General features: G+C 67.9%; 19 protein-coding genes, 1 other RNA gene and 2 pseudogenes. 12 read left to right on the forward strand and 10 right to left on the reverse strand.

Annotation, left to right across the window (positions count from 1 at the left end; all coding sequences use genetic code 11):
* The first annotated feature begins 80 nt into the window (after positions 1–80).
* Positions 81–554 (forward strand): annotated as a pseudogene (locus ACILR9_RS24745) (VOC family protein).
* Positions 555–1,418: 864 nt separating this feature from the next.
* Here the strand turns inward: ACILR9_RS24745 and ACILR9_RS24750 are convergent.
* Entirely contained in the window at positions 1,419–1,703 is a 285-nt protein-coding gene (locus tag ACILR9_RS24750) for a hypothetical protein (RefSeq protein ID WP_395712635.1), read from the reverse strand.
* Here ACILR9_RS24750 and ACILR9_RS24755 point away from each other — a divergent pair.
* Positions 1,702–1,920 (forward strand): hypothetical protein, encoded by a 219-nt coding sequence (locus ACILR9_RS24755; RefSeq protein WP_395712636.1) that lies wholly within the window; start codon positions 1,702–1,704, stop codon positions 1,918–1,920. The genes ACILR9_RS24750 and ACILR9_RS24755 overlap by 2 nt on opposite strands.
* Positions 1,921–1,966: 46 nt before the next feature.
* On the opposite strand, the pseudogene ACILR9_RS24760 reads toward ACILR9_RS24755, so the two are convergent.
* From ACILR9_RS24760 to ACILR9_RS24770, 3 genes and pseudogenes are all read right to left on the reverse strand, one after another.
* Positions 1,967–2,631: pseudogene (locus tag ACILR9_RS24760) on the reverse strand (alpha/beta fold hydrolase); the annotation flags it as partial.
* A gap of 21 nt (positions 2,632–2,652) precedes the next feature.
* On the reverse strand, positions 2,653–3,198 hold the full coding sequence (gene thpR, locus ACILR9_RS24765; protein ID WP_395712637.1) for an RNA 2',3'-cyclic phosphodiesterase: 546 nt from the start codon (positions 3,196–3,198) through the stop codon (positions 2,653–2,655).
* Positions 3,164–3,862: an arylesterase gene (locus ACILR9_RS24770; protein WP_395712638.1), complete on the reverse strand. Its 699-nt coding sequence runs from the start codon at positions 3,860–3,862 to the stop codon at positions 3,164–3,166. Before ACILR9_RS24770 ends, thpR begins: the two co-directional genes overlap by 35 nt.
* Here ACILR9_RS24770 and ACILR9_RS24775 point away from each other — a divergent pair.
* The 5 genes from ACILR9_RS24775 (at position 3,861) to ACILR9_RS24795 (ending at position 10,088) form a co-directional block, all read left to right on the forward strand.
* The gene (locus ACILR9_RS24775) at positions 3,861–4,589 is read left to right on the forward strand and encodes an ABC transporter ATP-binding protein (protein ID WP_395712639.1); all 729 of its coding nucleotides are present in this window, start codon (positions 3,861–3,863) and stop codon (positions 4,587–4,589) included. The two genes, ACILR9_RS24770 and ACILR9_RS24775, sit on opposite strands and share 2 nt — an antisense overlap.
* A gap of 183 nt (positions 4,590–4,772) precedes the next feature.
* On the forward strand, positions 4,773–7,352 hold the full coding sequence (locus tag ACILR9_RS24780; protein ID WP_395712640.1) for an ABC transporter permease: 2,580 nt from the start codon (positions 4,773–4,775) through the stop codon (positions 7,350–7,352).
* Positions 7,353–7,505: 153 nt separating this feature from the next.
* On the forward strand, positions 7,506–8,255 hold the full coding sequence (locus ACILR9_RS24785; RefSeq protein WP_395712641.1) for a Bax inhibitor-1/YccA family protein: 750 nt from the start codon (positions 7,506–7,508) through the stop codon (positions 8,253–8,255).
* A gap of 115 nt (positions 8,256–8,370) precedes the next feature.
* Positions 8,371–9,468: a Na+/H+ antiporter NhaA gene (gene nhaA, locus ACILR9_RS24790; protein ID WP_395712642.1), complete on the forward strand. Its 1,098-nt coding sequence runs from the start codon at positions 8,371–8,373 to the stop codon at positions 9,466–9,468.
* A 113-nt stretch (positions 9,469–9,581) separates the two neighbouring features.
* The gene (locus ACILR9_RS24795; protein WP_395712643.1) at positions 9,582–10,088 is read left to right on the forward strand and encodes a winged helix-turn-helix transcriptional regulator; all 507 of its coding nucleotides are present in this window, start codon (positions 9,582–9,584) and stop codon (positions 10,086–10,088) included.
* Positions 10,089–10,482: 394 nt separating this feature from the next.
* On the opposite strand, the gene ACILR9_RS24800 is transcribed toward ACILR9_RS24795, so the two are convergent.
* Positions 10,483–10,662, reverse strand: a complete 180-nt coding sequence (locus ACILR9_RS24800) for a DUF4169 family protein (RefSeq protein ID WP_395712644.1) — start codon at positions 10,660–10,662, stop codon at positions 10,483–10,485.
* A 93-nt stretch (positions 10,663–10,755) separates the two neighbouring features.
* Here ACILR9_RS24800 and ACILR9_RS24805 point away from each other — a divergent pair, with 93 nt between their 5' ends.
* Positions 10,756–13,995, forward strand: a complete 3,240-nt coding sequence (locus ACILR9_RS24805) for an AsmA family protein (RefSeq protein WP_395712645.1) — start codon at positions 10,756–10,758, stop codon at positions 13,993–13,995.
* Between the two features lie 10 nt (positions 13,996–14,005).
* Entirely contained in the window at positions 14,006–14,836 is an 831-nt protein-coding gene (locus ACILR9_RS24810; RefSeq protein WP_395712646.1) for a nitroreductase family protein, read from the forward strand.
* Positions 14,837–14,998: 162 nt separating this feature from the next.
* Here ACILR9_RS24810 and ACILR9_RS24815 read toward each other — a convergent pair whose 3' ends face one another.
* A complete protein-coding gene (locus tag ACILR9_RS24815; RefSeq protein WP_395712647.1) occupies positions 14,999–15,235 on the reverse strand; it encodes a ribbon-helix-helix domain-containing protein in 237 nt (78 codons plus the stop codon).
* 96 nt (positions 15,236–15,331) lie between these two features.
* On the opposite strand from ACILR9_RS24815, the gene typA reads away from it, so the two are divergent.
* Complete coding sequence (typA, locus tag ACILR9_RS24820; RefSeq protein WP_395712648.1) at positions 15,332–17,164, forward strand: translational GTPase TypA; 1,833 nt, start codon at positions 15,332–15,334, stop codon at positions 17,162–17,164.
* Between the two features lie 8 nt (positions 17,165–17,172).
* Positions 17,173–17,526 carry a DUF6481 family protein gene (locus ACILR9_RS24825; protein WP_395712649.1) on the forward strand — a complete coding sequence of 118 codons (354 nt, stop codon included), beginning with the start codon at positions 17,173–17,175 and terminating at the stop codon, positions 17,524–17,526.
* Positions 17,527–17,616: 90 nt separating this feature from the next.
* Here the strand turns inward: ACILR9_RS24825 and ACILR9_RS24830 are convergent, their stop codons facing one another.
* A complete protein-coding gene (locus tag ACILR9_RS24830) occupies positions 17,617–18,294 on the reverse strand; it encodes a VOC family protein (RefSeq protein ID WP_395712650.1) in 678 nt (225 codons plus the stop codon).
* 59 nt (positions 18,295–18,353) lie between these two features.
* Here ACILR9_RS24830 and ACILR9_RS24835 point away from each other — a divergent pair, with 59 nt between their 5' ends.
* Positions 18,354–20,717 (forward strand): autotransporter domain-containing protein, encoded by a 2,364-nt coding sequence (locus ACILR9_RS24835; RefSeq protein ID WP_395712651.1) that lies wholly within the window; start codon positions 18,354–18,356, stop codon positions 20,715–20,717.
* 3 nt (positions 20,718–20,720) lie between these two features.
* On the opposite strand, the gene ACILR9_RS24840 is transcribed toward ACILR9_RS24835, so the two are convergent.
* From ACILR9_RS24840 to ssrA, 3 genes are all read right to left on the reverse strand, one after another.
* Positions 20,721–22,337, reverse strand: a complete 1,617-nt coding sequence (locus ACILR9_RS24840; protein ID WP_395712652.1) for a fumarate hydratase — start codon at positions 22,335–22,337, stop codon at positions 20,721–20,723.
* Positions 22,338–22,439: 102 nt separating this feature from the next.
* A complete protein-coding gene (locus ACILR9_RS24845) occupies positions 22,440–22,982 on the reverse strand; it encodes an SspB family protein (protein ID WP_395712653.1) in 543 nt (180 codons plus the stop codon).
* An 86-nt stretch (positions 22,983–23,068) separates the two neighbouring features.
* Positions 23,069–23,350: a transfer-messenger RNA gene (gene ssrA / locus ACILR9_RS24850) on the reverse strand; the annotation flags it as partial.

Below are 23,350 nucleotides of genomic sequence, written 5' to 3' on the forward strand. Positions count from 1 at the left end.
AGGAGAAAAGGTCGAACCGTCGCGGGATCTTCCGGTGGAGGGCGGCCGTTGAGTTTGGCTTCACAGCGAAAGGAGAGGTAATGGCCAAGAACACGATTTGCGTATGGTACGACAAGGACGCCGAGGCTGCGGCGCGCTTCTATGCCAAGACTTTTCCCGACAGCTCGGTGGGCGCCATCCATCGTGCGCCCAGCGACTACCCGTCCGGCAAGAAGGGCGACGTCCTGACGGTCGAGTTCACGGTCGCCGGCGTCGCCTGCATCGGCCTCAACGGCGGACCGATCTTCAGGCACAACGAAGCCTTCTCATTCCAGATCGCGACCGAAGACCAGGAAGAGACCGACCGATACTGGAACGCCATCGTCGGCAACGGCGGCGAGGAGAGTGCGTGCGGCTGGTGCTAGGACAAATGGGGCATCTCCTGGCAGATCACGCCGCGCGTGCTGACGGAGGCGATGGCGGCCGGCGGCGATGAAGCAAAGCGCGCGTTCGATGTGATGATGGGTATGAAGAAGATCGATGTCGCCGCCATCGAGGCGGCGCGCCGCGGCTGACGCACCAGATTCCTCCCCCGTAATATGGGGGAGGTTCCCCCAAGGGGGCCAGGCCTTCCCATATCGACAACAAAATCCGTCATCCCGAGCGGAGCCGAGCGCAGCTCGGCACAGTCGAGGGACCTTCTTGCTGCGGCGTCGACAAGAAAGGTCCCTCGACTGTGCTGCCAATGGCGCTGTAAACAGCGCCTAATCGGGCGGCTCCGCTCGGGATGACGGCTTTTTTTCATGCCCTGGTCATGCGGGGAAGGTGCCCCGAAGGGGCGGATCTTCTTCTCCTCCCCAGCTTCGCTGGGGAGGTGCCCCCGTAAGCGGGGGCGGAGGGGTCATGAGTCACAGTCCTGCTGCTCATGACCCCTCCGCCCCGTATGACGGGGCACCTCCCCCTGTGGCGCTGTTTACAGCGCCACAGGGGGAGGGACTTGAGAGGTGTCCGCGCCGCTCAGTGACGAAACGCCAACCGTCATTCCGGCAGGCCGACTCGCGCGGAGCATCGAAGTACCGCTCCTGTCCCGGCGTGCCGCGGACCGGGCTGACTTTGCGGGCATGGCTGACGGAGAATCCCGGCACCATCTCGAGATATCTTCGCGCGGCCACTTTGGCCTCCGCATGTCGGCCTGACAGCCACAGCGCGGCAACGAGCAGCCGGTGTATCCCAGCCCAGTCGGGACGCTCCTGAAGGGCCCGTCGAACCCAGGGCAGCGCTTCTTCGGGACGCCCGCCCCAGCACAGGGCGGAGGCCATCCCGAACTTGGGACCGGCATTCCACTGCGGCTCGAGCGGGCTCAATCGCAGGGATTTCTCGAACGCGGTCATTGCCGTTTCGACGTCGCCTGCCCACACGCTGATCCAGCCGCGACGGTTTCAGGAAATGGCATCGTTCGGATTGATCGCCAGCGAACGATCGATCAGGTCTCCACCCGCCTGATAGTCGCGATGCACGATCACCGGGATTAGCGAGGCGACTTGGAGCGCAACCGGATCCGCAGGATCGCTCTCGAGAGCACGGCGCGACAACTCATCGGCCTCACGGAAATCCCGATCGGCATCGCAGGAGTAGGCGAGGCTCGGCCTCATCGCGCGGCAATGCGCGGCGTAGGCCAGTGCCTGGGCGTAGTCCGGCGACAGGGCGATGGCGCGATCCAGCATGGCGGAAGATCTGATCACCGGCCTGTCCCGCGTGTCGTGGCTGTTCGTGCTCGCGCGCAACTCGTCATTCGTGCTGCGCGGCGAGAAGCTCGATGCCCGCTCGATCGGCGAGCGGCTGGGCGTGCGCTATCTCGTGGAGGGCAGACACCGACGGAAGCGTCGCCATCGTTCCAGTCTGCCTGTTTCTGCCTGCGCAAGCCTGATCACCCAGGCCTGAACCGGCGGCGGCGAGACGATCGCCCGCCTGCATCGCCCGTTCGTCGTCACACCGCCAGATCGCCGACGAATTGCCTGACGCTGGCAAGGATGGCCTGCTGATCGCCGGCGAAGGGCCAGTGATCGGCGCCGTCGAGCTCGACGAATCGCGCCTGCCCGATGTGGCTGGCGAGATGACGGCCGGCGCCGATGCGGACGGCCCGGTCGCCGCGACGGTGCAGCGCCAGGGTCGGCACGGAAATCCGATTCAGAAGACGCCGCACATCCATGTCGCGCAACGCCTCGAGCACGCCCTTGATGGCTCCCGGGCTCGAGGCCGCCCGCAGCAGGCCTGCCCACCAGGCTCTCGCCCGAGGATCGTCGGCGAGGCTCGGCGCCAAGGTCTCGATGCCGGCGGGTCCGCCCCACATCTCGACGAGCTGCTGCAGCCACAGATCGTACTGGCCGACCTGCAGCGCGTGCGGATAGTCCGGCGCCGCGCTTCCCTTCGCCAGCGAGGCGAACAGGAGGTCTGGAACGCGAGATGGACACTGCCGCCGCCGACGTAGCGCGTCGGTGGCGGATCTTCGGCCGGCACGGCCGGGCCGGCGCCCAGCAGCGCGCGGGTCTCGGCTTCGGGCGCGACGCCGAGCTCGTCGCGAAGACGGTGCGTCAGGGCCGCGCTCCCGGCCCATGACCCCTCCGTCCGCGATGACGCGGACACCTCCCCAGCGAAGCTGGGGAGGAGAAGAAATTAGAACGTCAGCGCGTACGCCGCTTCCTCGGTGTAGATCGAGCCGTTGCGCCCGGTGCGGCTGGAGTAGAGCGCGAAGTGATCGGCGATCCATGGGCCGGCCTTGAAGGTCGAATGAGTGGCCATGAATTGCGCCAGATGGTGGCCGGTCTCGGCACTGTTGCCGAAGCGCGCCAGGGTGACGTGCGGGCGGTACTTGCGGCGCTCGAGCTCGATGCCGCAGTTGCGCGCCACCGTCGCCACCTTCTGCTGCAGCCAGTCGAGCCGGTCGCTGCGCTCGACGGTGGCGACCAGCGCGCGCGGCTGCTTGCCGCTGCTGAACTGCTCGACGCCGGCGACCGCCACGGCGAAGCGCGGGCCGGCGATGTCGGCCAGCTCCTCCTCGAGGTCGCGCATGACGCCGCCCTGCACTTCGCCCACAAAGCACAAGGTGACGTGCAGGTTCTCCGGCGGCATCCAGCGCGCATCGGGCACGCCCGATTGCAGCGCCGTGAGCTCGTCGGCGATTTCCTCAGGGACGGGCAGGGCGACGAACAGACGCGGCATAGTCGTCGAGGTTCCGGGTGACGAAGGGCAGCAGGCGGGCGACGACCACGTCGACGCCTTTGGCGTTGGGATGAATTCCGTCCGGCTGGTTGAGCGCCGGATCCTGGGCGACGCCGTCGAGGAAGAACGGATAGAACGGCACGCTGTGCCTGTCGGCGAGGCGCTGGAAGGCGCCGTCGAACTGCTTGGCGTACTCGGGGCCGAAATTGCGCGGCGCCAGCATGCCGGCCAGCCACACCGTCACGCCGGCCTGCTTCAGCTTGGCGATGATGGCGTCGAGGTTGCGCTCGGTCGCCACCGGGTCGAGGGCGCGCAGCGCATCGTTGCCGCCCAGCTCGACGATCACGATGTCGGGCTTGTCGGCCAGCATCCAATCGACCCGGGCGAGGCCGCCCGCCGTGGTGTCGCCCGACACGCCGTGATTGATCACCGTGACGTTGCGGCCGGCCGCCTTCAGCGCCGCCTCGAGGCGGGCGGGGATCGCCTGGTCGGGCTTCAGCCCATAGCCGGCCGCCAGGCTGTCGCCCAGGAAGACCAGCTTGACCGGCGTGGTCCCCGTGCTCGGCGTGCTTTGTGCATGGGCTGGCGAAAAGCACAGCGCAATCGTGATCAGCAGCGAATTGACCATCGCCGCAAAACGACCATATGCAGACCCGACACTCATGGCCTCTGTTCCGGAACCCGTTGCCTTGGCGCCCATCGTCCGTCTTTCCGACGTCCATCTCGACATGGCAAGCGATGCCGGCACGGTCAATATCCTGCGCGGCGTCAGCCTCGACATCGCCGCCGGCGAGATCGCCGCGGTGGTGGGCCCTTCGGGCGCCGGCAAGTCGAGCCTGATGATGGTGGCGGGCGGCCTCGAGCGAGCGAGTTCGGGCCGGGTCGAGGTGGCGGGACACGATCTCGGGCCGCTCGACGACGACGCGCGGGCGCGCCTGCGGCGCGATCACATCGGCATCGTCTTCCAGGGGTTTCACCTCATCCCGACCATGACGGCGCACGAGAACGTGGCGCTGCCGCTCGAGTTCGCCGGCCGCGGCGACGCCTTCGAGCTTGCCGAGGCGGCGCTGCGTCGGGTCGGGCTCGGCCATCGCATCGGTCATTATCCGGCGCAACTGTCTGGCGGCGAGCAGCAGCGCGTTGCCGTGGCGCGCGCCTTCGTCGGCCGGCCCAGGCTCCTGCTGGCTGACGAGCCGACCGGCAATCTCGACGGCAGCACCGGCAAGCAGGTCATGGACCTGTTGTTCGAGCTGGCGCGCGCCGACAAGGCGACGCTGATCCTGATCACCCATGACATGGCGCTGGCCGAACGCTGCGACCGCATCCTGCGCATCGCCGACGGCCTGCTGGTCGCCGACGAACGCCCTGAAGCGGCGCTGGCGGCGCAGTGATGAGCCTCTCCGTGCTCTTCTCATTCTCCTCCCCAAGCGTCGCTTGGGGAGGTGTCCGCGTAACCGCGGACGGAGGGGCCATGAGCTACAGTCGCGATGCTCATGACCCCTCCGTCGCGTATGACGCGACCCCTCCCCAGCGGAGCTGGGGAGGGGTGAAGAGGCTGGGGAGAGGGTGAAGACGTGACCCTCGCTCAACCTCTTCCGCTTGAGGGGGAGAAGAGCCCGAAGGGCGGTCCACGCCTGCCGCTCGCCTTCCGCCTCGCCGCGCGCGAGATGCGGGGCGGGCTGGCCGGGTTTCGCCTGTTCATCGCCTGCCTGGCGCTGGGCGTGGCGGCGATCGCCGGCATCCTGAGCTTCAGCCGCGCCGTCGAGGAGGGGTTGCGCGCCGACGCGCGCGAGATCCTGGGCGGTGACGTCGCGGTCTCGCTGCTCTACCGCGAGGCGACGCCCGAGCAGATCGAGTTCATGAAGTCGCGCGGCCAGTTCGTGCGCTGGATCGACAGCCGGGCGATGGCGCGGCCGGTCAAGCCGCACGGCCGGCCCACCCTGGTGCAGATGAAGGCGGTCGAGCCGGACTATCCGCTGTACGGCGTCACCGAGCTCAAGGGCGGCGGGACGCTGGCCGACGCGCTGGCGCAGCGCAATGGCGTGTGGGGCGCCGTGGTCGAGGACTCGGCGCTTCGGCGCATGAACGTGGCGCTGGGCGATCGCGTGCGCATCGGCGATGCCACCGTCGAGGTGCGCGACGTGCTGACACGCGAGCCCGATCGCGGGCTGAACGCCTTCGCAAGCCTCGGTCCGCGCCTGATGATCCCGTTCGCGGCGGTTGCCGACACCGGGCTGGTGCAGCCCGGCAGCCTGCTCAACTGGGAGTACCGCCTGCGTCTGCCGCCGGGCACCTCCGACAAGGCCACGATCGACGCGTTGAAGAGCCGCTTCCCGGACGCCGGATGGCGGGTGAGAGGCCTCGCCGAAGCGGGTGGCGGCATCCGTTTCTGGCTCGACCGGCTGACCCAGTTCATCGGCCTGATCGGCCTGTCGTCGCTGCTGGTCGGTGGCGTCGGCGTTGGCAACGCGATCGCGAGCTTTCTCGCGGGACGCCTGCGCACCATCGCCATCCTGAAATGCCTCGGCGCGCCCGAGCGCCTGGTCTTCTCGACCTACTTCGTGCAGCTCGCCGCGCTCGCCCTGCTCGGCGTGCTGCTGGGCGTGGTGATCGGCGGCGCGTTGCCGTTCCTTGCCCAGTCGCTGATCGCCGACGTGCTGCCGGTGCGCGCGCGGGTCGCGCTCTACGCCGAGCCGCTCGCCATCGCCGGCGCATTCGGCCTCCTGGTGGCGCTGCTGTTCACCCTGGTGCCGCTCTTGCGGGCGCGCCGCATTCCCGCGGCGACCCTGATGCGCGGCGCGGTCGTTGCCGTGGCGGGGCGCCTGCCGTGGCGCGATGCCCTCCCGATCCTCGCCGTGGCGCTGGCGCTGGCGGCCTTCACCATCTTTACGGCCGACTCCAGGCGCATCGCCGTCTGGTTCGTGCTCGGCGCCGTGGGCGCCTTCATCGCCTTTCCGCTGCTGGCGCGGCTCCTGATGTTCGTGGCGGCGCGGGCCGGCAAGCCGCGCCTGGCCGGGTTGCGGCTGGCGCTCGCCAACCTGCACCGGCCGGGCGCGCCGACGCCGATCGTCATGCTGTCGCTCGGACTCGGCCTCACCGTGCTGGTGGCGACGGCGCTGATCGAAGGCAATCTGCGCGAGCAGCTGACGCGGCGCATCCCGAGCGACGCGCCGGCGTTCTTCTTCGTCGACATCCAGTCGAACCAGATCCAGGAGTTCGAGAAGACGCTCGCCGCCATTGCCGGCGCTGGTCCGCTCGACAAGGTGCCGTCGCTGCGCGGCCGCATCGTCAGGATCGGCGGCAAGCCGGTGAGCGAGATCGCGGTGCCGTCGGAAGCGCGCTGGGCGGTCGAGGGCGATCGCGGCGTCACCTACTCGGCCAAGCCTCCCGAAGGCTCGCGCATCGTCGCCGGCGAATGGTGGCCGGCGGACTATCGCGGGCCGCAGCTCATCTCGTTCGACGAGGCGCTGGCGCGCGCCTTCGGCCTGGGACTCGGCGACACCATCACGGTCAACGTGCTGGGCCGCGACATCGAGGCGACGATCGCTTCGCTCAGGCGCATCGAATGGACGACGCTGGCGATCAATTTCGTGTTCGTCTATTCACCCGGTCTGCTCGACAAGGCGCCCCATACCTTCCTCGCCACGGTGAAGGCGAGGCCGGACGCCGAGGACGCGATCTTCACGGCGGTGACCGACCACTTCCCCAACGTCACGGTGGTGCGCATCCGCGACGCCGTCGAGACGGCGGCCGGGGTGCTGGGCAATATCGGGCTGGCGAGCCGCGTCATCGGCTTCCTCAGCATCCTGGCCGGCGTCTTGGTGTTGGCCGGCGCCATGCTGGCGACCCAGCAACGCCGCGTCCATGAGGCCGTGGTGATGAAGGTGCTGGGCGCCACGCGCGCACGCATTGCCGGAATCTTCGCCTGGGAGTTCGCCGCCCTCGGCCTCGCCACCGCCTTCGCTGCCTTGGGTGTCGGCACGGCGGCCGCCTATTTCGTCATCAGCCGCCTGATGGGGCTGGACTGGACCTTCCTGCCGACCGTCGCGGTGGCAGTTGCCCTGGGCGCCACGGCCTTGACCCTGGCCTTCGGGCTGGCCGGCACCTTGAGCGCCCTGCGCCAGCGGCCGCTCGCCCTGTTGCGCAACGAATGACTGGTGCAACGAAATGACCGGCAAAATCTTGTGATTTGTAAATGATCCGCAACATCGGGCGGCTTCAGAAGACTATTGATTCATAACCTCTGAATGACCAGATTGTCGGGCAATGGGGCTCGCTAACGAGGCCTCGTGGAGGCTCTGACTCAAATGGCGAATACGAACTTCGGAATGTTCAACCGTGCCGGCACTGTTGCCGACCAGGCAGCGTTCGATGTCGGCCTGCGCGCCCATATGGTGCGCGTCTACAATTACATGGCCTCGGGGCTCGCGCTGTCGGGCATCGTGGCGGTCGGTCTGTTCAGCTCCGCCGAGCTGGCCGGCCTGTTCTTTCAGGTCCAGGCCGGCCGCGTCGTCGGCCTGAACGCGCTGGGCTGGATCGCGATCTTCGCGCCGCTCGGCCTGCTGCTGCTGGTGTCCTTCCGTGCTGCCGCGATGAGCGTGGGCGCGGTGCAGGCCGTCTACTGGGCTGTGACGGCGCTGATGGGCGTGAGCCTGTCGCTGCTGCTGTTCCGCTATACCGGCGCCTCGGTGGCTCGCACCTTCTTCATCACCGCTGCAGCGTTCGGTGCGTTGAGCCTGTACGGCTACACCACCAAGCGTGACCTGACGGCGATGGGCAAGTTCCTGTTCATGGGCTTGATCGGCCTGATCCTGGCCGGCCTCGTGAACATGTTCTGGCCCTCGGGCACCATGAGCTTCATCATCTCGGCCGTCGGCGTGCTGATCTTCTCGGGCCTGATCGCCTACGATACCCAGAAGATCAAGGAGCAGTATGCCGAAGCTTGGGGCACCGAGGTCATGGAAAAGGTCGCGATCTTCGGCGCCTTGAGCCTTTATCTCGACTTCGTGAACCTGTTCCAGTTCCTCATGAGCTTCCTCGGACAGGAACGCGAGTAGCACCGATCGGTTGATCGGCGAGACGCCCGGGCCGCAAGGCCCGGGCGTTTTGCTGTGGGGAAACAAACGATAGAAAAGGGTCCCTCGCTGCGCTCGGGATGACAGCAGTAGGGTTTTGGCTCTCGTGCTGGCGAACTCGCCGCTGCGCGAGACGGTGCAGGCGGCGCTGGCCGACAGGTTCACCATCCAGTACCGCGAGATCGGGCTCAGCAAGCCGCTGCTGCTGTGGATCAACGACGGCCTGATGGCGATCTTCTTCCTGCTGGTCGGGCTGGAGATCAAGCGCGAGATCCTCGAAGGCGAGCTGTCGCGACCCTCGCAGGTCGCCCTGCCGATCGCCGGGGCGCTCGGCGGCATGCTCATACCGGGCCTGATCTACTTGGCGCTCAACTGGCGCGACCCGGTGGGCCTGCGCGGCTGGGCCATTCCAACGGCGACCGACATCGCCTTCTCGCTCGGCGTGCTGGCCGCCCTCGGCAGCCGCGTGCCGCTCGCGCTGAAGATGTTCCTGACGACCCTCGCCATCGTCGACGACCTCGGAGCGATCGTCATCATTGCGGCGTTCTATACCAGCCACCTGACGCCGCTCGCCCTGGGCTTCGCCGGTGTGGTCATTGTCGGCCTTGCGGCGCTCAACCTCGCTGGCGTGCGTCGCCTCGGCCCCTACATGGTCCTCGGCGTCGTGTTGTGGGCGTCGGTGTTGCGCTCGGGGGTGCATGCCACCCTGGCCGGCGTGGTGCTGGCGATGTTCATTCCCCTGCGGGTGAGCGGTGTCGCCGACGAGGCCCGTCCGGCCGTTCATCTCGAGCATGCGCTGAAGCCGTGGTCGGCATGGTTCATCATGCCGGTTTTCGCCTTCGCCAATGCCGGCCTGGCGCTCGGCGATCTGTCGCTTGCAAGCCTGCTCGAGCCGGTGCCGCTCGGCATCGCCGCCGGCCTGTTCCTCGGCAAGCAGATTGGCATCGTGCTGGGCGCCGGCCTGCTGATCGCGCTGGGGGTTGCCGCCATGCCGGCTGGCGGCTCGTGGCGCGGTCTTTATGGCGTCGCCGTCCTGGGCGGCATCGGCTTCACCATGAGCCTGTTCATCGGCACGCTCGCCTTTCCCGATCCGACGCACGAGGCACAGGTACGGCTCGGCGTGCTCGCGGGGTCGCTGCTCTCGGCCATTGTCGGTTACCTGGTGCTCTCCACCACTCCACGCGACAGTTCCTGATCGGCGACGCCCGATTTTGTCGCGTGCGGTCGGCTCCAGCGGGGGCCGGGCCGTGGGCCAGGTGCCAGGGGCGCCGATTGCGCGCCTGATCGGGCGGCCTATAGATTACCGTCATGCGGCGAACATCGTACGAACAGATGAACTGCTCGATCGCGTCGGCGCTCGATATCGTCGGCGAACCATGGACGCTGTTGATCGTGCGCGACGCCTTCTACGGCGTGCGGCGCTTCGACGACTTCCATGAAAATCTCGGCATCGCCCGCAACGTGCTGACGGTGCGCCTGAAGAAGCTCGTCGAGGTCGGCATCTTCCGCAAGATCGCCTACCAGACGCGGCCGCTGCGCCACGAGTACCGGCTGACCGACAAGGGAGCGGCGCTGTTCGGGGTGATCGTGGGGCTGAAGCAGTGGGGCGACCGCTACGGCGCGGCGGCGCGCAGCGGCAAGCCCATGGACCTCGTGAACCGCACCGACGGCCGGCCGCTCGATCCGGTGCTGATCGACGCCGAGACCGGCCAGCGCATGGAGCTCACCAACGTGCGCGCCGTGGCCGGACCCGGCGCCGACCAGGCGACCCGTACCTTCTTCGAACGCCTGGCAGTCAACCGGGCCGGGCGGTAGCCACGCCTCCGACGGAGCGCATGAATCATGCTGGACCGCGGGCGTCTCGCCCGCTCATGCATCATGAGCATGAGCATGAGCATGAGCATGAGCATGAGCGGGCGAGACGCCCGCGGTCCAGTATGAGCACGACGCAGTTGGCTCGATGGTCGTGTGTGATTCGTGCGCACGGATTTGGCTGCAGGGGCGAGCCAACTCCGCGGGCCTGCCTGCCCGATGTCGTGATAGCTCGGGCCGTGAGGGCCCGACCGCAAGAATGCCGTTCCGACCGCACCGGACGCTGTCAGCCGGTTCTTGCGGTCGGCCAACCCCTTGATTCGAAAGGCGTCGAACGCACCGAACGCACCGAACGCAAGAATCCGGGGCCGTTCTTTTCTGTCGATGAACGGGAGCGTCACTCCTTGTCGATCGCCTTGCCGTCGAGCGCGCGGCGGGCGCGCTCCTCATCCTGCTTGTCGGCGTCCTTCTGGGTCTTGGTGCGGCCGAAGCGGCGCCGGTTGGCGTCGGCCTCGACCGCGCGATCGCGTCGCGCCTTGTCCTTGCGGGCGCGTCGCAGGTTGACGATCTCCGCCATCGTTCATCTCGCCTGTGGAAGAACACCAGATGTCTATGCCGCGCCGCGCGTCGATACGCTACTCTTAGTATCACTCCGGGTACGGGAGCGGTCATGGCCAGTTCGCTTCGCAAGAAAGTCCTGATCGGCAGCGGTAGCGTCATTGCCCTCCTGATCATCCTGCTGGTCGCCGTCCCGTTCTTCATCGACGTCAACGCCTTCAAGCCGCAGATCGCCGCCGAGGTGAAGAAGGCGACCGGCCGCGAACTGGTGATCGACGGGCCGATCGACCTGTCGCTGCTGCCGACCCCGGTGGTCACGGTCAAGGGCGTGAAGTTCTTCAATGCGCCGGGCTCGAAGAACGCCAACATGGTCGAGGTCAAGTCGGTCACGGTGAAACCTGCGATCCTCCCCCTGCTGAGCGGCGGCATCGAGGTCGACGAGGTCACGCTGGTCGAGCCCAAGATCGTCCTTGAGATCAATGCCGCCGGCAAGCCGAACTGGGAGTTCACGCCGTCGGTCGCCGAAGCCAAGCCGGCGGCGCCCAAGGCCGGCCCGGCCAGGCCGCTGTCGCTCGGCCGGCTCACCATCGACAACGGCACGCTGATCTTCAGCGACGCCAAGGCGGGCCTTTCGGTGGTTGCCGAGAAGGCGAGCTTCACCGCCTCGGTCGGCTCGATCGACGGGCCCTATTCACTGGCCGGCAGCGCCACGGTCAACGGCGCGCCGCTCAAGCTCGACCTTGCCGTCGGCGTCAAGGGGCAGGCCGGCCACAGCGCCGACCTGTCGCTGCAGGCGGGCGGCGGCCGGCTGGGATTCAAGGGCACCTTGAGCGAGCTCGGGCCGAACGCCCGCGTGGCTGGTGCCGCCTCGATGGCGGCCGAGTCGCTCACGACCTTCGTCGGCACGCTCGCACAGCTGGCTGGTCAGCCCGAGCCGGCGCTGCCGCCGCTGCTCGCCGGCAAGCTCAGCTTCGACGGCGCCATCGAGGTGTCGCAGACGTCCTTCGCGGCCAAGGATTTCAAGATCGCCCTGGGCCCTGACACCGGCTCGGGGTCGATGTCCGTGTCGCTGAAGCCGGGGCTGGCGATCGATGCCAGGCTGGTGCTGCCGAAGGTCGACCTCGACCGCGTGATGGCGGCGCTGTCCCAGCCGGCATCCCCAGGCGCGCCGGCCAAGCCGGTGGCCCCAGGCACGCCGGCGGCCCCTGCGACTCCATCCGCGCCGGTGGCGCCGGCTGCCTCGGCCGGTGGCCTGCCGGCCAGTCTCACGCTGAAGGCGGTGCTCGAGATCGGCGAGCTGACCTACAACAAGAAGCCGGTGCGCAATGTCGCGCTCGAGCTCGATGCCAAGGGCGGCGCCGTCGCCGTCCCGAAGCTCATGGCGACCCTGCCGGGCGACATGGTGCTGCAGGCGCGCTCGACCCTGTCGGGCGACGCGGCGCGGCCCACCGTGTCGGGCGATTTCAGCCTGGTCGGGCCCAAGCTGCGCGAGACCCTGAACTGGCTTGAGGTCGACGTCGCCTCGGTGCCGCAGAGCAAGCTCAACCGGCTCAACATCAGGGGCCGCATGGCGTCGAGCGGCGGCAACGTGCAGGTGAGCGGCGTCACCTTCGAGGTCGACGATCTCAGGGGCACCGGCGGCATCACGGTGGCCTTCACCGTTCCCCTGGCAGTCGCCGTCGGCGTCGACATCGACACGATCGACCTCGATTCCTATCTCGCGCCGCCGCCGCAGAGGCCGGCTCCGGCGACGGCCGCGCCGGCGGCCAAGCCGGCCGGTCCGGCCGTCGCCGGCCCGACGGTCGCGCTCAAGGCCAAGGTTGCCAAGCTGATCTACCGCAAGGACACGATCGGCGGCATCGATGTCGACATCGCCCTGCAGGGCACGACCCTGCGCCTGAACGACATCAAGGTGAGCAATCTGGTGGGGGCACGCCTGGCGGTGCGCGGCTCGGTCGCCAATTTCCAGTCATCGATGCCGCGACCCGACATCGCCTTCAACTTCGAGGCGCCCGACATGGGGCGCGTGCTCAAGCTTGCCGGCACCACGGCGCCGTCCGGGCTCGGTCTGGTGGCCGCGAGCGGTGGCGTTTCGGGCACCCTCGAGCAGCTCACCCTGCGCGAGTTCTCGGTCAGCGGGATGGCGCAGAGCATGCGGGCGAGCGGCACGCTGTCGTTGCCGGGCGTGGCCCAGGGGGCGCCCAGGTCGGCCGGCTACAAGGGCAGCCTCACGCTGAATGGCCAGACCCTGGAGGGCGTGGTCGATGTCGCGCTGGCCGGTGCCAAGCCCTCCATCACGGCCGATCTCAAGGCGGCGACGCTCGATCTCGACCGGATCGGCGGCGGGACGGCGGCCCGCCCGCCCGCAGGCCGCTACCAGACGGCGCCGGCGCCCGCGCCGATCGATACCGGGCCGCTGCGCAGCGTCGACGGCATTTTCAAGCTGCAGGTCGGGACCTTGATCAGCGCGCCGATGCGCATCGCCAATGCCGACCTGGCGGCCACCCTCAAGGACGGCGTCCTCACCATCGGCCATTTCAAGGGCGGCCTGTTCAGCGGCTCGCTGGCGTTTTCCGGCGTCGTCAACGGCAGCCAGCCGGCGCTGTCGCTCGACCTCAAGGGGGACGTCAACGGCATCTCCTTGAGCGAGATGCTGCGCACCCTGTCGGGCTCGAACCAGTTCGGCAGCACGGTCAAGGTGACGATCGACGGACGGCTCAACGCCAACGGCGTCGCTGTGCGGGCAGCCGGCTCGACCGCCGATCAGATCCGCAGCTCGATGGCGGGTGGCGCCAATCTCGGCGGCCACATCTATGTCGGCGCCGACAAGGCGCTGCAAATCCTGGGCGGGGCGGCGACCGGCGCGGCGGGCGGCGTGGTCGACAACACCGTGGGCAACGTGCTGGGCGCCATCGGCCAGAAGGGCGGTCTCGGCGTCGGCAACATCCTGAATGCGATCTCGCTGGTGCTGAACCGCTTCGTCAACCACGACAGCCCGATCTCCGGCCGTGTCGACGTCGCGGCCGGCGTGCTGACGGACAAGGGCCTGGCGGTGCAAGGCAATCGCGCGATCGCGAACATCTCGACGCGGACCAACTTCGTGAACTCGACCACCGATACGACCATCACCTTCACCATCGCCGAGGATCCTTCGGCCACCTACCTGATCACCACCGCGCGCGGCCCGACCTCCTCGCCGTCGCTCAATGTGGTGCGCGGCACCGCCAAGGATCCGCCGGGCATGGTGAATACGCTGCCGGGAGTCGGTAATGTGCTGCCGGGTGGGCAGAGCTCGCCGGTGCCGGGCGTTCCCATCCCGGTCCCTCGACTGCCCAACATCTTCGGCCGCTAGAGGGGTTTCCTTGCTCGATCGTTTGTTGACCGTGCTGCGCGCGCGGTTCGGAACCGCGCCGGCGCTCACTGAGGCGCCGCGCGGCATCGATGTCCTGGCCGACATGGCCAACCGCCGGGTGATCCGGCGCTATTCCGACAAGCCGGTCGATCCGGCGCTGCTCGACACGCTGTGCGCGGTCGCCCTGTCGGCGCCCTCGAAGAGCGACCTCCAGCAGGGCGATATCGTGATCGTGTCCGACAAGGGCCAGCGCGAGAAGCTCGAGGCCCTGCTGCCCGACAATCCCTGGGTCAAGGCGGCGCCGGTCTTCCTGGTGTTCTGCGGCAACAACCGCCGCCATCGCCTGCTCTTCGAATGGCGCAAGCGGCCGTTCGTGAACGACTATCTCGATCCGTTCTTCAATGCCGCGGTCGATGCCGGGATCGTGCTGGCGACCTTCACCGCCGCCGCCGATCGGGTGGGACTGGGCAGCTGCCCGATCAGCGCCATCCGCAACCATGCCGCCAAGGTCTCGGACATCCTCGGGCTGCCGCAGCACGTCTTTCCGGTGGCGGCGCTGGGCGTCGGCTGGCCATCCTTCGAGGGCGTGATGAGCCCCCGCCTGGGGCTTGACGTCACCGTCCACCGCGACCGCTACGACGAGCGGGGGCTGGCCGACAAGATCGCCGCCTACGACAAGCGACGCGAGGCGGTGCAGCCCTACCGCAGCCAGCGCTATGTCGAGAAGTTCGGCGAAAGCGCCGAATACGGCTGGTCGGAAGACAAGGCCCGGCAATATTCGGTGCCCGAGCGCGCCGATTTCGGAGCATTCGTGCGCAGCAAGGGGTTCAAGCTGGAGTGATCGTGCGTGCTCCCAGCTTCTTACTTTCCTCCCTAAGCGTAGCTTGGGGAGGTGCCACCGTAATCGGGGGCGGAGGGGTCATGAGCAGCGGGACTGCGGCCTCTGACCCCTCCGTCTCGGATTACCGAGACACCTCCCCAGCGAGCTGGGGAGGAGAATGAATCAGCGCGCCTCATCCCGCCGCTGTCTCAGCGCCTCGAGCACGTGCAGCCGGAGCGCGCTCGACAGGTTGGTCGACCCGCCGCCTTCGCCAGCTGCGCGCGCGTGATCGATCTCGGCGATCAGGGTGTTGAACGACAGGCCGCGCGCGTGGGCGAGGGCCGCCAGCTCGGTCCAGAAGGCGTCCTCCAGCGATACCGAGGTGCGATGGCCGTCGATGGTGACCGAGCGCTTGCGCATGGCTCGACTGTGGCAGCGTCAAACCGCCCGCTCAAGCCGCCTTGCCGCCGTCATAGAGCGTGCGTATAAGCGCGCCCAACAACCCCGGACATCCTTATGGAAATTCGTAACGTCGCGATCATCGCGCACGTCGACCATGGAAAGACGACCCTCGTCGACTGCCTGCTGAAGCAGAGCGGCACCTTTCGCGACAACCAGCAGGTCGCCGAGCGGGCGATGGACTCGAACGATCTCGAGCGCGAGCGCGGCATCACCATCCTCGCCAAGGCGACCTCGGTGGTGTGGCGCGACGTGCGCATCAACATCGTCGACACGCCGGGCCACGCCGATTTCGGCGGCGAGGTCGAGCGCATCCTGTCGATGGTCGATGGCGTGGTGCTGCTGGTCGATGCCGCCGAGGGCCCGCTGCCGCAGACCAAGTTCGTGCTCGGCAAGGCGCTCAGGCTCGGCCTGCGGCCGATCGTGCTGATCAACAAGGTCGACCGGCCCGACGCCCGCGCCCACCAGGTGCACGACGAGGTCTTCGACCTGTTCGCCGCCCTCGAGGCGAGCGACCGCCAGCTCGACTTCCCGACCCTGTTCGCCTCGGCCAAACAGGGCTGGGCCGCCGACTCGCTGGAGGCCGCGCGGGTCGACATGTCGCCGCTGTTCGACCTCATCCTGCGCCACGTGCCGGCGCCGCACATCGAGGCCGACAAGCCGTTGCGCATGCTGGTGACGACGCTCGAGTCGGACTCCTTCCTGGGTCGCATCCTGACCGGGCGCATCCAGTCGGGCGTGCTCAAGCCCAACACCATCCTGAAGGCGCTGAGCCGCGACGGCAGCGAGATCGAGCAGGCGCGCGTCACCAAGGTGCTGGCGTTCCGCGGGCTGGAGCGCCAGGCGCTCGACCAGGCCGAGGCCGGCGACATCGTCGCGGTGGCCGGTTTCAAGGCCGCGACCGTGGCCGACACGATCTGCGATCCCGCCGTCGAATGGGCGCTGCCGGCCCAGCCGGTCGATCCGCCGACCTTGGCCATGACCTTCTCGGTCAACGACTCGCCGCTGGCCGGCCGCGAGGGCGACAAGGTGACGACACGCATGATCCGCTCCCGCCTGATGCGCGAGGGCGAAGGCAATGTCGCGATCCGCGTGCGCGACACCGACAACACCGATTCCTACGAGGTCGCCGGCCGCGGCGAGTTGCAACTCGGCGTGCTGATCGAGACCATGCGGCGCGAGGGCTTCGAGCTCGCCGTCGGTCGCCCGCGCGTCTTGTTCGAGAACGACCCGGTGACCGGCCAGCGGCTGGAGCCGATCGAGGAGGTCGTGATCGACGTCGACGACGCCTATACCGGTGTCGTGGTCGAGCAGATCTCGACCCGCAAGGGCGAGCTGCAGGACATGCGGCCGTCGGGCGCCGGCAAGACGCGGCTGGTGTTCCATGCCCCCTCGCGCGGCCTGATCGGCTATCACGGCGAGTTCCTGACCGACACCCGCGGCACCGGCGTGATGAACCGCCTGTTCCACAATTACGGTCCCTACCGTGGCCCGATCCCGGGCCGGCGCAACGGCGCCCTGATCGCCAATGCCGAGGGCACCGCGGTGGCCTATGCGCTGTGGAACCTCGAGGAGCGCGGGCCGATGTTCATCGATCCCGGCATCGCGGTGTACGAGGGCATGCTGATCGGCGAGCACAGCCGCGGCAACGATCTCGACGTCAACGTGTTGAAGGGCAAGCAGCTCACCAATATCCGTGCCGCCGGCAAGGACGAGGCGGTACGGCTCACCCCGCCCCGCCGCATGTCGCTCGAGCAGGCAATCGCCTACATCGAGGATGACGAGCTGGTCGAGGTGACCCCGAAGTCGATCCGTCTGCGCAAGCGCTTCCTCCATCCGGAAGATCGCAAGCGCGCCAAGAAACAGGCGGCTGCCGCCGCCGCAGAATAGGTAGACCCTTGAACAATCGCGATACTTTCGAAGACCGTCTCGAGAACCAGGCCAAGGCCCGGCAGGCCCTGCTCGAGCGCGCCCGGGCGAAGGACCCGACCAACGATCCCGAATTCGCCGCCCGTCAGGAAGCGCGCGCCGCCGCTGCCCGCCTGCGCGAGCAGCGCGAGGAGGAGCGCCGCAACGCCAGGCTCGCCGAACGCGCCAAAGCGATCGCCGACCGCGAGGCCAAGAAGGTCGAGAAGATCAATCGTGAAGCCGAGGAGGCCAAGAGCGCCCTGCGCGCGCAGATCGAGCTGCTGGCCTCGCAGAAGGCGACGCGCGACGCGCGCTATGCCGCGCGCAAGGCCCGCAAGAAGTAGCCCGCTCCCTCCTTTCCTCTCCAGCTTCGCTGCGGAGCTGTCGGCGTATTTCTCATTCCCCTCCCCAGCGAAGCTGGGGAGGAGAAGAAACTACAGCTTGCCGCCGGTCAGCGAGGCGCGCTGGCTGATCTCGATGTGGTTGCCGTCGGGATCGCAGACGAAGGCGTAGCGCACCGTGTCGCCCAGCACGCGCGGCTCGCCGCCCGAGGCCCCGCCGCGCTGGAGGATGCCGGCGTACTCGTGCAGGCAGTCCCATACCTGCACGGTCATGTAGCGATAGCCCGGGCCGCGCCATTCCTGGCTGCGCTCGACCCGTCCGCGCCCGGCGATCACGACCAAGGAATCGCCGCAGCGGTAGCGGCCGTCGCCCGCGCGCTCGAACTGCATGGCGTGGGTCCAGAAGCGGTCGTGCTCATCAGGGTCGTTGACCTTGAGCAGGATGGCGATGCCTTCGACGCCGTGCTCGCCCTTGGGCACCAAGGTCACCTGGTTGCCGTCGGGGTCGGCCAGCGGCCGGCGCGCGGCGAGGCCGTCGCGCGCGATCTCGAGGCTGACGATGCCCGACGGCGGTACGTCGGGCAGGGCGGCGCGCGAATGGTTCATCTTGAGGATGGACCCGTTCATGTGATGGCGATGCTGCTGCATGCCGCCACCCAGCTTGCCCATGTGGTCGTAGGGGAGGCCGACCGTGTGCTGCCAGAAGGCGAGCTGCTCGTCGCGCTTGGTCGAGAACAGGCCGATGTCGAGATGCTGCTTGGCGAGGTTCATGACGCTATCTTGAAGCATCGGCTCGCTTGAAGCATCAACCGGCGAAAGGGGGGAGCGCCGTGAGAGGCTACAGTCTCGGATCCTGCGCCGTCCTGCTGCTGTGCGGTATCGGAGGGGCGCCGGCCGCCCGCGCGCAGGATGCGACCTGGACCGGGACCACGAGCAATTTTACCGCAGCGGCGAACTGGTCGCCGGCCACCGTTCCCAGCGGCACGGCCTTCTTCGGCGGAACCGGCGTTCCCGACATCACCTATTCGGCCAAGACCACCCTGGGCAGCTTCACCTTCAGTCCCGACGCCCAGGCCTTCACCTTCACCTCGGCGAGCGTGGGCAACGGCGTCGTCTTCGACGGCGCAGGCATCGTCGACAATGGCTCGATCGCGCCGCGCTTCAGCAACACCAACGGCGACGCCGTGCCACAAACCTCGGGCCTCACCTTCGCCAGCCAGTCGAGCGCCGGCACGGCCCGGATCGACAACAGCGATGGCGGCATCGTGCTGTTCGCCGCAAACAGCACCGCCGGCAACGCGGTCATCACCAGCACCCGCGGCACCGCGCTGTTCAGCGCCGCCCTGTTCACCGGCATGAGCAATGCGGGCAACGCCCACATCACCAACGACGTCGGCGGCACCGCGCAGTTCAATGCCGGCACGTCGGCCGGCACTGCCACGCTGGTCAACCAGGGCGGCAGCATCGCAACCTTCAGCATCGCGAGCTTCGTCAACGCCTTGCTCAATCCCGCCACCGTGGCCCCCTCGGCCAACGAGGTCGGCATCACGTCGTTCGTCGGCTCGTCGGCCGGAACCGCCCGCATCACCAACAACAGCGGCGGCGTGACGGCCTTCCTGCTCGACAGCACGGCCGGCGCGGCGACGATCGTCACCAATGCCGGCGGGGCGACCTATTTCACCGGTGCGAGCTCGGGCGGTGCGTCCAGCCTGATCGTCAATGCCGGCGGCACGCTCGACCTCACCGCGCACGAAGCAGGCACGCTGACGGCAGGCACGCTCGTGCAGGCGGCCGGCAGCGTCTACCGGATCGCCGTCTCGCCCGGCCAGAGCACCACGCTGGCGTTGAGCGGCACGGCGAGTCTGCAGGGAGCGATCCTGCAGGCGGCGCCCGCCGCGGCGAACTACTGGCGCAATCCGACGTACAAGGTTCTCAGCGCTGCGGGCGGCGTCAGCGGCGCCTTCGCCATCGCGGGCTCCTTCGCCTTCCTCACGCCGACGCTCAGCTACGACGCCAACAATGCCTGGCTCACCCTGTCGCAAAGCTTTGCGCGCGGCGGGCAGACGGCCAACCAGCGTGCGGTCGGCGCGGCGCTCGACCGCTCGGCGCCGTCTGCGAGCGGCGACCTCGACACGGTGATCGGCACGCTGGCCGTGGCCGCGGCCGGACAGGGGCCGCAGGTGCTGAACGCCCTCAGTGGCCAACCCTATGCCGACTTTGCCACCCTGAACGTGCAGACGGGCTACGCTTTCCTGAATGCGGTGAGCGCGCAGATCGCCGCCGTGCGCGCCGGCGCGCCGATGGCCCGCGTGGCGTTGGCCGAAGCGTGCCAGGCGGCCTGCCTCACGGCACCGGGTGGCACGATCGGTGCCTGGATGAGTGCGCTCGGCGGCACGGGCAGCGTGCTGGGCGACGCCAACGCAGGGACCCTGACCTACAATCTCGGTGGCGTGGCTGCAGGGGCGGACTATCGGCCCGATCCCCGCGTGCTGCTCGGCGCCAGCATCGGCTACGTGACGGGATCGCAGTGGGTGAACGGCTTCGACTTGCGCGGCACGACCGATGTCTTCAGCGCCAGCCTCTATGCGTCGTTCGTCGCGGACGCCTTCTACGTCGATGGCGCCGCGGGCTATGCCAACGCCACCAACCGGCTGACGCGCAACATCGTGCTTCCCGGCCTGGCGACGCGGACTGCGAGCGGGCAGGCCAGCATCAACCAATTCCTTGGCCAGATCGAGGCCGGCTACAGGTTCGCGTTCGCTGCGCTGGCGCCCGACCTGTCACTGACGCCCTTCGCACGTCTCCAGGGGGCGACGACGAACCAGCCGGGCTTTGCCGAAAGCGGTGCGGGCTCGCTCAACCTGCTCGTGGCGTCACAGATCACCAACTCGCTGCGCTCGACGCTTGGGGCCGATCTCAAGGCGACCCTCGGACCGATCGATCTCGCGCTCAGGCTCGGCTGGCTGCACGAATATGCCGACACCAGCCGTCCCCTGACGGCATCGTTCGCCGGTGCGCCCGGCATCTCCTACACCCTGCTCGGCGCCATGCCGCAGCGCGACAGCGCTGTGCTCGGCCTCGCCGCCAATGCCACCGTCGCGAGCGCGACGCGCCTCTATCTGCGCTACGAGGGCGAGGTCGGTGGCGGCACCGACAACCACGCGCTCACGCTCGGCTTGCGCCTGTCATGGTGATCTTCAGATCTTCAGCTCGCTGAAGAAATCGTTGCCTTTGTCGTCGGTGACGACGAAGGCGGGGAAGTTCTCGACCTGGATGCGCCAGATCGCTTCCATGCCAAGCTCGGGGTATTCGAGGACCTCGACCTTCCTGATGCAGTTCTTGGCCAGGATGGCGGCCGGGCCGCCGATCGAACCGAGGTAGAAGCCCTTGTGCTTCTTGCAGGCGTCGACCACCGCCTTGCTGCGATTGCCCTTGGCCAGCATGACCATCGAGCCGCCATTGGCCTGGAACAAATCGACGTAGGAATCCATGCGGCCGGCGGTGGTCGGGCCGAACGAGCCCGACGGCATGCCCTGCGGCGTCTTGGCGGGACCGGCATAGTAGACCGGGAACTGCTTGAAGTAGTCGGGCAGGCCCTCGCCGCGATCGAGCCGCTCCTTGAGCTTGGCATGCGCCGAATCGCGCGCCACGATCAGCGTGCCGGTGAGATTGACGCGCGTCTTCACGGGATAGCGGGTCAGCACCGACAGGGTGTGCGCCATGCCCTTGTCGAGATCGACCGAGACGACGTCGCCGGACAGCTGCTGCGGCTCGACGTCGGGCAGGAAATGCGCCGGGTTGGTCTCGAGCTGCTCGAGGTAGATGCCGTCCCTGGTGATCTTGCCCAGCGCCTGGCGATCGGCCGAGCACGAGACGCCGATGCCGATCGGCACCGAGGCGCCGTGGCGCGCGATGCGGATCACGCGCACGTCGTGGCAGAAATATTTGCCGCCGAACTGCGCGCCGATGCCCATCTTGCGCGTCAGCTCGAGCACCTTCTGCTCCATCTCGCGATCGCGGATGGCCACGCCCTTGTTGTTGCCCTCGCCCGGCAGGTCGTCGAGGTAGCGCGTCGAGGCGAGCTTCACCGTCTTGAGGTTCATCTCGGCCGAGGTGCCGCCGACGACGATGGCGAGGTGATAGGGCGGGCAGGCGGCGGTGCCCAGCGTGCGGATCTGGGTGTCGAGGAATTTCAGCAGCGCCGCCTCGTTCAGCACCGCCGGCGTCTGCTGGTGCAGGTAGCTCTTGTTGGCCGAGCCGCCGCCCTTGGCGATGAACAGGAATTTGTAGGCGTCGCCATCGGTGGCGTAGATGTCGATCTGGGCTGGCAGGTTGGTGCCGGTCTGCACTTCCTTGAACATCGACAGCGGCGAGACCTGCGAGTAGCGCAGGTTGGTCTCAGTGTAGGTCTTGTAGACGCCCTTGGCGATCGCCGCCTCGTCGCCGCCGCCGGTCCAAACCGCCTGGCCCTTCTTGCCCATGACGATGGCGGTGCCGGTGTCTTGGCACATCGGCAGTTCGCCGCCGGCGGCGATGTTGGCGTTCTTCAGCAGCTCCAGCGCCACGTACTTGTCGTTGTCCGATGCCTCGCCGTCATCGAGGATCGAGCGCAACTGGGCGAGGTGGCCGGGCCGCAGCAGGTGCGAGATGTCCTTGAACGCCTGGGCGGTCAGCAGGGTCAGCGCCTCCGGCTCGACGGTCAGCACGTCGCGGCCGTTGAACCGGGTCGTGGCGACGAAATCCGAGCTGAGCTTGCGGTAGGGCGTGGCGTCCTGACCGCTGGGGAACATCTCCTGGAACTGGAATTCGGGCATGACCTTCTCCTGACGCGCTGGCCTCCTGATGCGCCGACTAGGAGGCGCGCATCTCGGCAGCGCGCGGCGGCATCCCTGCCGCAAGCGCGCCGCGCCGTCCACCTACTTCTTGCGGAAGCTGTCTAGCTTGACGACCTTCGAGGCGGGATCCTCGGGCTTGCCGTCTTCCGGCGGCTCCTTCGCCGGCGTGGCCTCGTCGCTGGTCGGCGCGGCGAGCGGCGGCCGCTTCTCGGGCGCCGGCAGCGATGTCGTCGGCGTCGCTTTCTCGGCCTTGTCGGCGGCGGCCGCCTTGTCCTTGCGGTCGAACTGCAGACCGAATCGCACCGACGGGTCGACGAAGGCGGAGAGGGCGGTGAAGGGTACGCGGATGCGTTCCTGCTGCTTGTTGAAGCTCACCGTCACTTCGAAGAAGTCCGAGCCGAGGAGGAGATCCCAGTACTGGTGCTGCAGCACGATGGTCATCTCTTCCGGATATTTGGCGCGCAGGTAGTCGGGCAGCGAGACGCCCGGATCGTTGCTGCGGAAGGAGATGTAGAAATGATGCGAGCCCGGCAGACCCTTCTCCGCCACTTGCGTCAACACGCGTCGGACGACGCTGCGCAACGCATCGTCGACGAGAGCGTCGTAGTGAAACCGATCGTTCATTGGCCTGTTGGAAATCTTGTTGAAAGCATCGACCCGCGTCGCGGCGGAGTCAACGCTGCCAATAGCTTGCAATTGGGGCAAAGGAAAGTGGGAGGGCTTCTGTTGCCCGGTGCCCTCCCGAACCGCGCTTACGTCCGCTGTTTAGGCGGCAGCAGCGAGTGCAACGTCGTTATCGTTGGCACTTGTGTGTGGCCCGTCACGGCGGAACCATACCGGGCAAAAACCGCGCCTTTACCACGCTCGTCGATCCTGGTTCGCCCCCATCGACTCCGCCCCGCGAGGAGCGGAGGAAAATTGGTGGAGGCGCCGGGTACTGCCCCCGGGTCCGAAACGCTTATGCCACGCGGCGTTTATCGCCATAGTCGGTT

The organism is Reyranella sp. (genome assembly GCF_044224635.1).
Taxonomy (GTDB): domain Bacteria; phylum Pseudomonadota; class Alphaproteobacteria; order Reyranellales; family Reyranellaceae; genus Reyranella.

Excerpts from the sequence above, each read along its gene's own strand:
- ACILR9_RS24755 (WP_395712636.1), top strand. The coding sequence starts at position 1,702 with ATGGCGGAAGATCTGATCACCGGCCTGTCCCGCGTGTCGTGGCTGTTC.
- ACILR9_RS24750 (WP_395712635.1), bottom strand. The coding sequence starts at position 1,703 with ATGCTGGATCGCGCCATCGCCCTGTCGCCGGACTACGCCCAGGCACTG.
- thpR (WP_395712637.1), bottom strand. The coding sequence starts at position 3,198 with ATGCCGCGTCTGTTCGTCGCCCTGCCCGTCCCTGAGGAAATCGCCGAC.
- ACILR9_RS24775 (WP_395712639.1), top strand. The coding sequence starts at position 3,861 with ATGGCCTCTGTTCCGGAACCCGTTGCCTTGGCGCCCATCGTCCGTCTT.
- ACILR9_RS24770 (WP_395712638.1), bottom strand. The coding sequence starts at position 3,862 with ATGAGTGTCGGGTCTGCATATGGTCGTTTTGCGGCGATGGTCAATTCG.
- ACILR9_RS24785 (WP_395712641.1), top strand. The coding sequence starts at position 7,506 with ATGGCGAATACGAACTTCGGAATGTTCAACCGTGCCGGCACTGTTGCC.
- ACILR9_RS24795 (WP_395712643.1), top strand. The coding sequence starts at position 9,582 with ATGCGGCGAACATCGTACGAACAGATGAACTGCTCGATCGCGTCGGCG.
- ACILR9_RS24800 (WP_395712644.1), bottom strand. The coding sequence starts at position 10,662 with ATGGCGGAGATCGTCAACCTGCGACGCGCCCGCAAGGACAAGGCGCGA.
- ACILR9_RS24805 (WP_395712645.1), top strand. The coding sequence starts at position 10,756 with ATGGCCAGTTCGCTTCGCAAGAAAGTCCTGATCGGCAGCGGTAGCGTC.
- ACILR9_RS24815 (WP_395712647.1), bottom strand. The coding sequence starts at position 15,235 with ATGCGCAAGCGCTCGGTCACCATCGACGGCCATCGCACCTCGGTATCG.
- typA (WP_395712648.1), top strand. The coding sequence starts at position 15,332 with ATGGAAATTCGTAACGTCGCGATCATCGCGCACGTCGACCATGGAAAG.
- ACILR9_RS24830 (WP_395712650.1), bottom strand. The coding sequence starts at position 18,294 with ATGAACCTCGCCAAGCAGCATCTCGACATCGGCCTGTTCTCGACCAAG.
- ACILR9_RS24840 (WP_395712652.1), bottom strand. The coding sequence starts at position 22,337 with ATGCCCGAATTCCAGTTCCAGGAGATGTTCCCCAGCGGTCAGGACGCC.
- ACILR9_RS24845 (WP_395712653.1), bottom strand. The coding sequence starts at position 22,982 with ATGAACGATCGGTTTCACTACGACGCTCTCGTCGACGATGCGTTGCGC.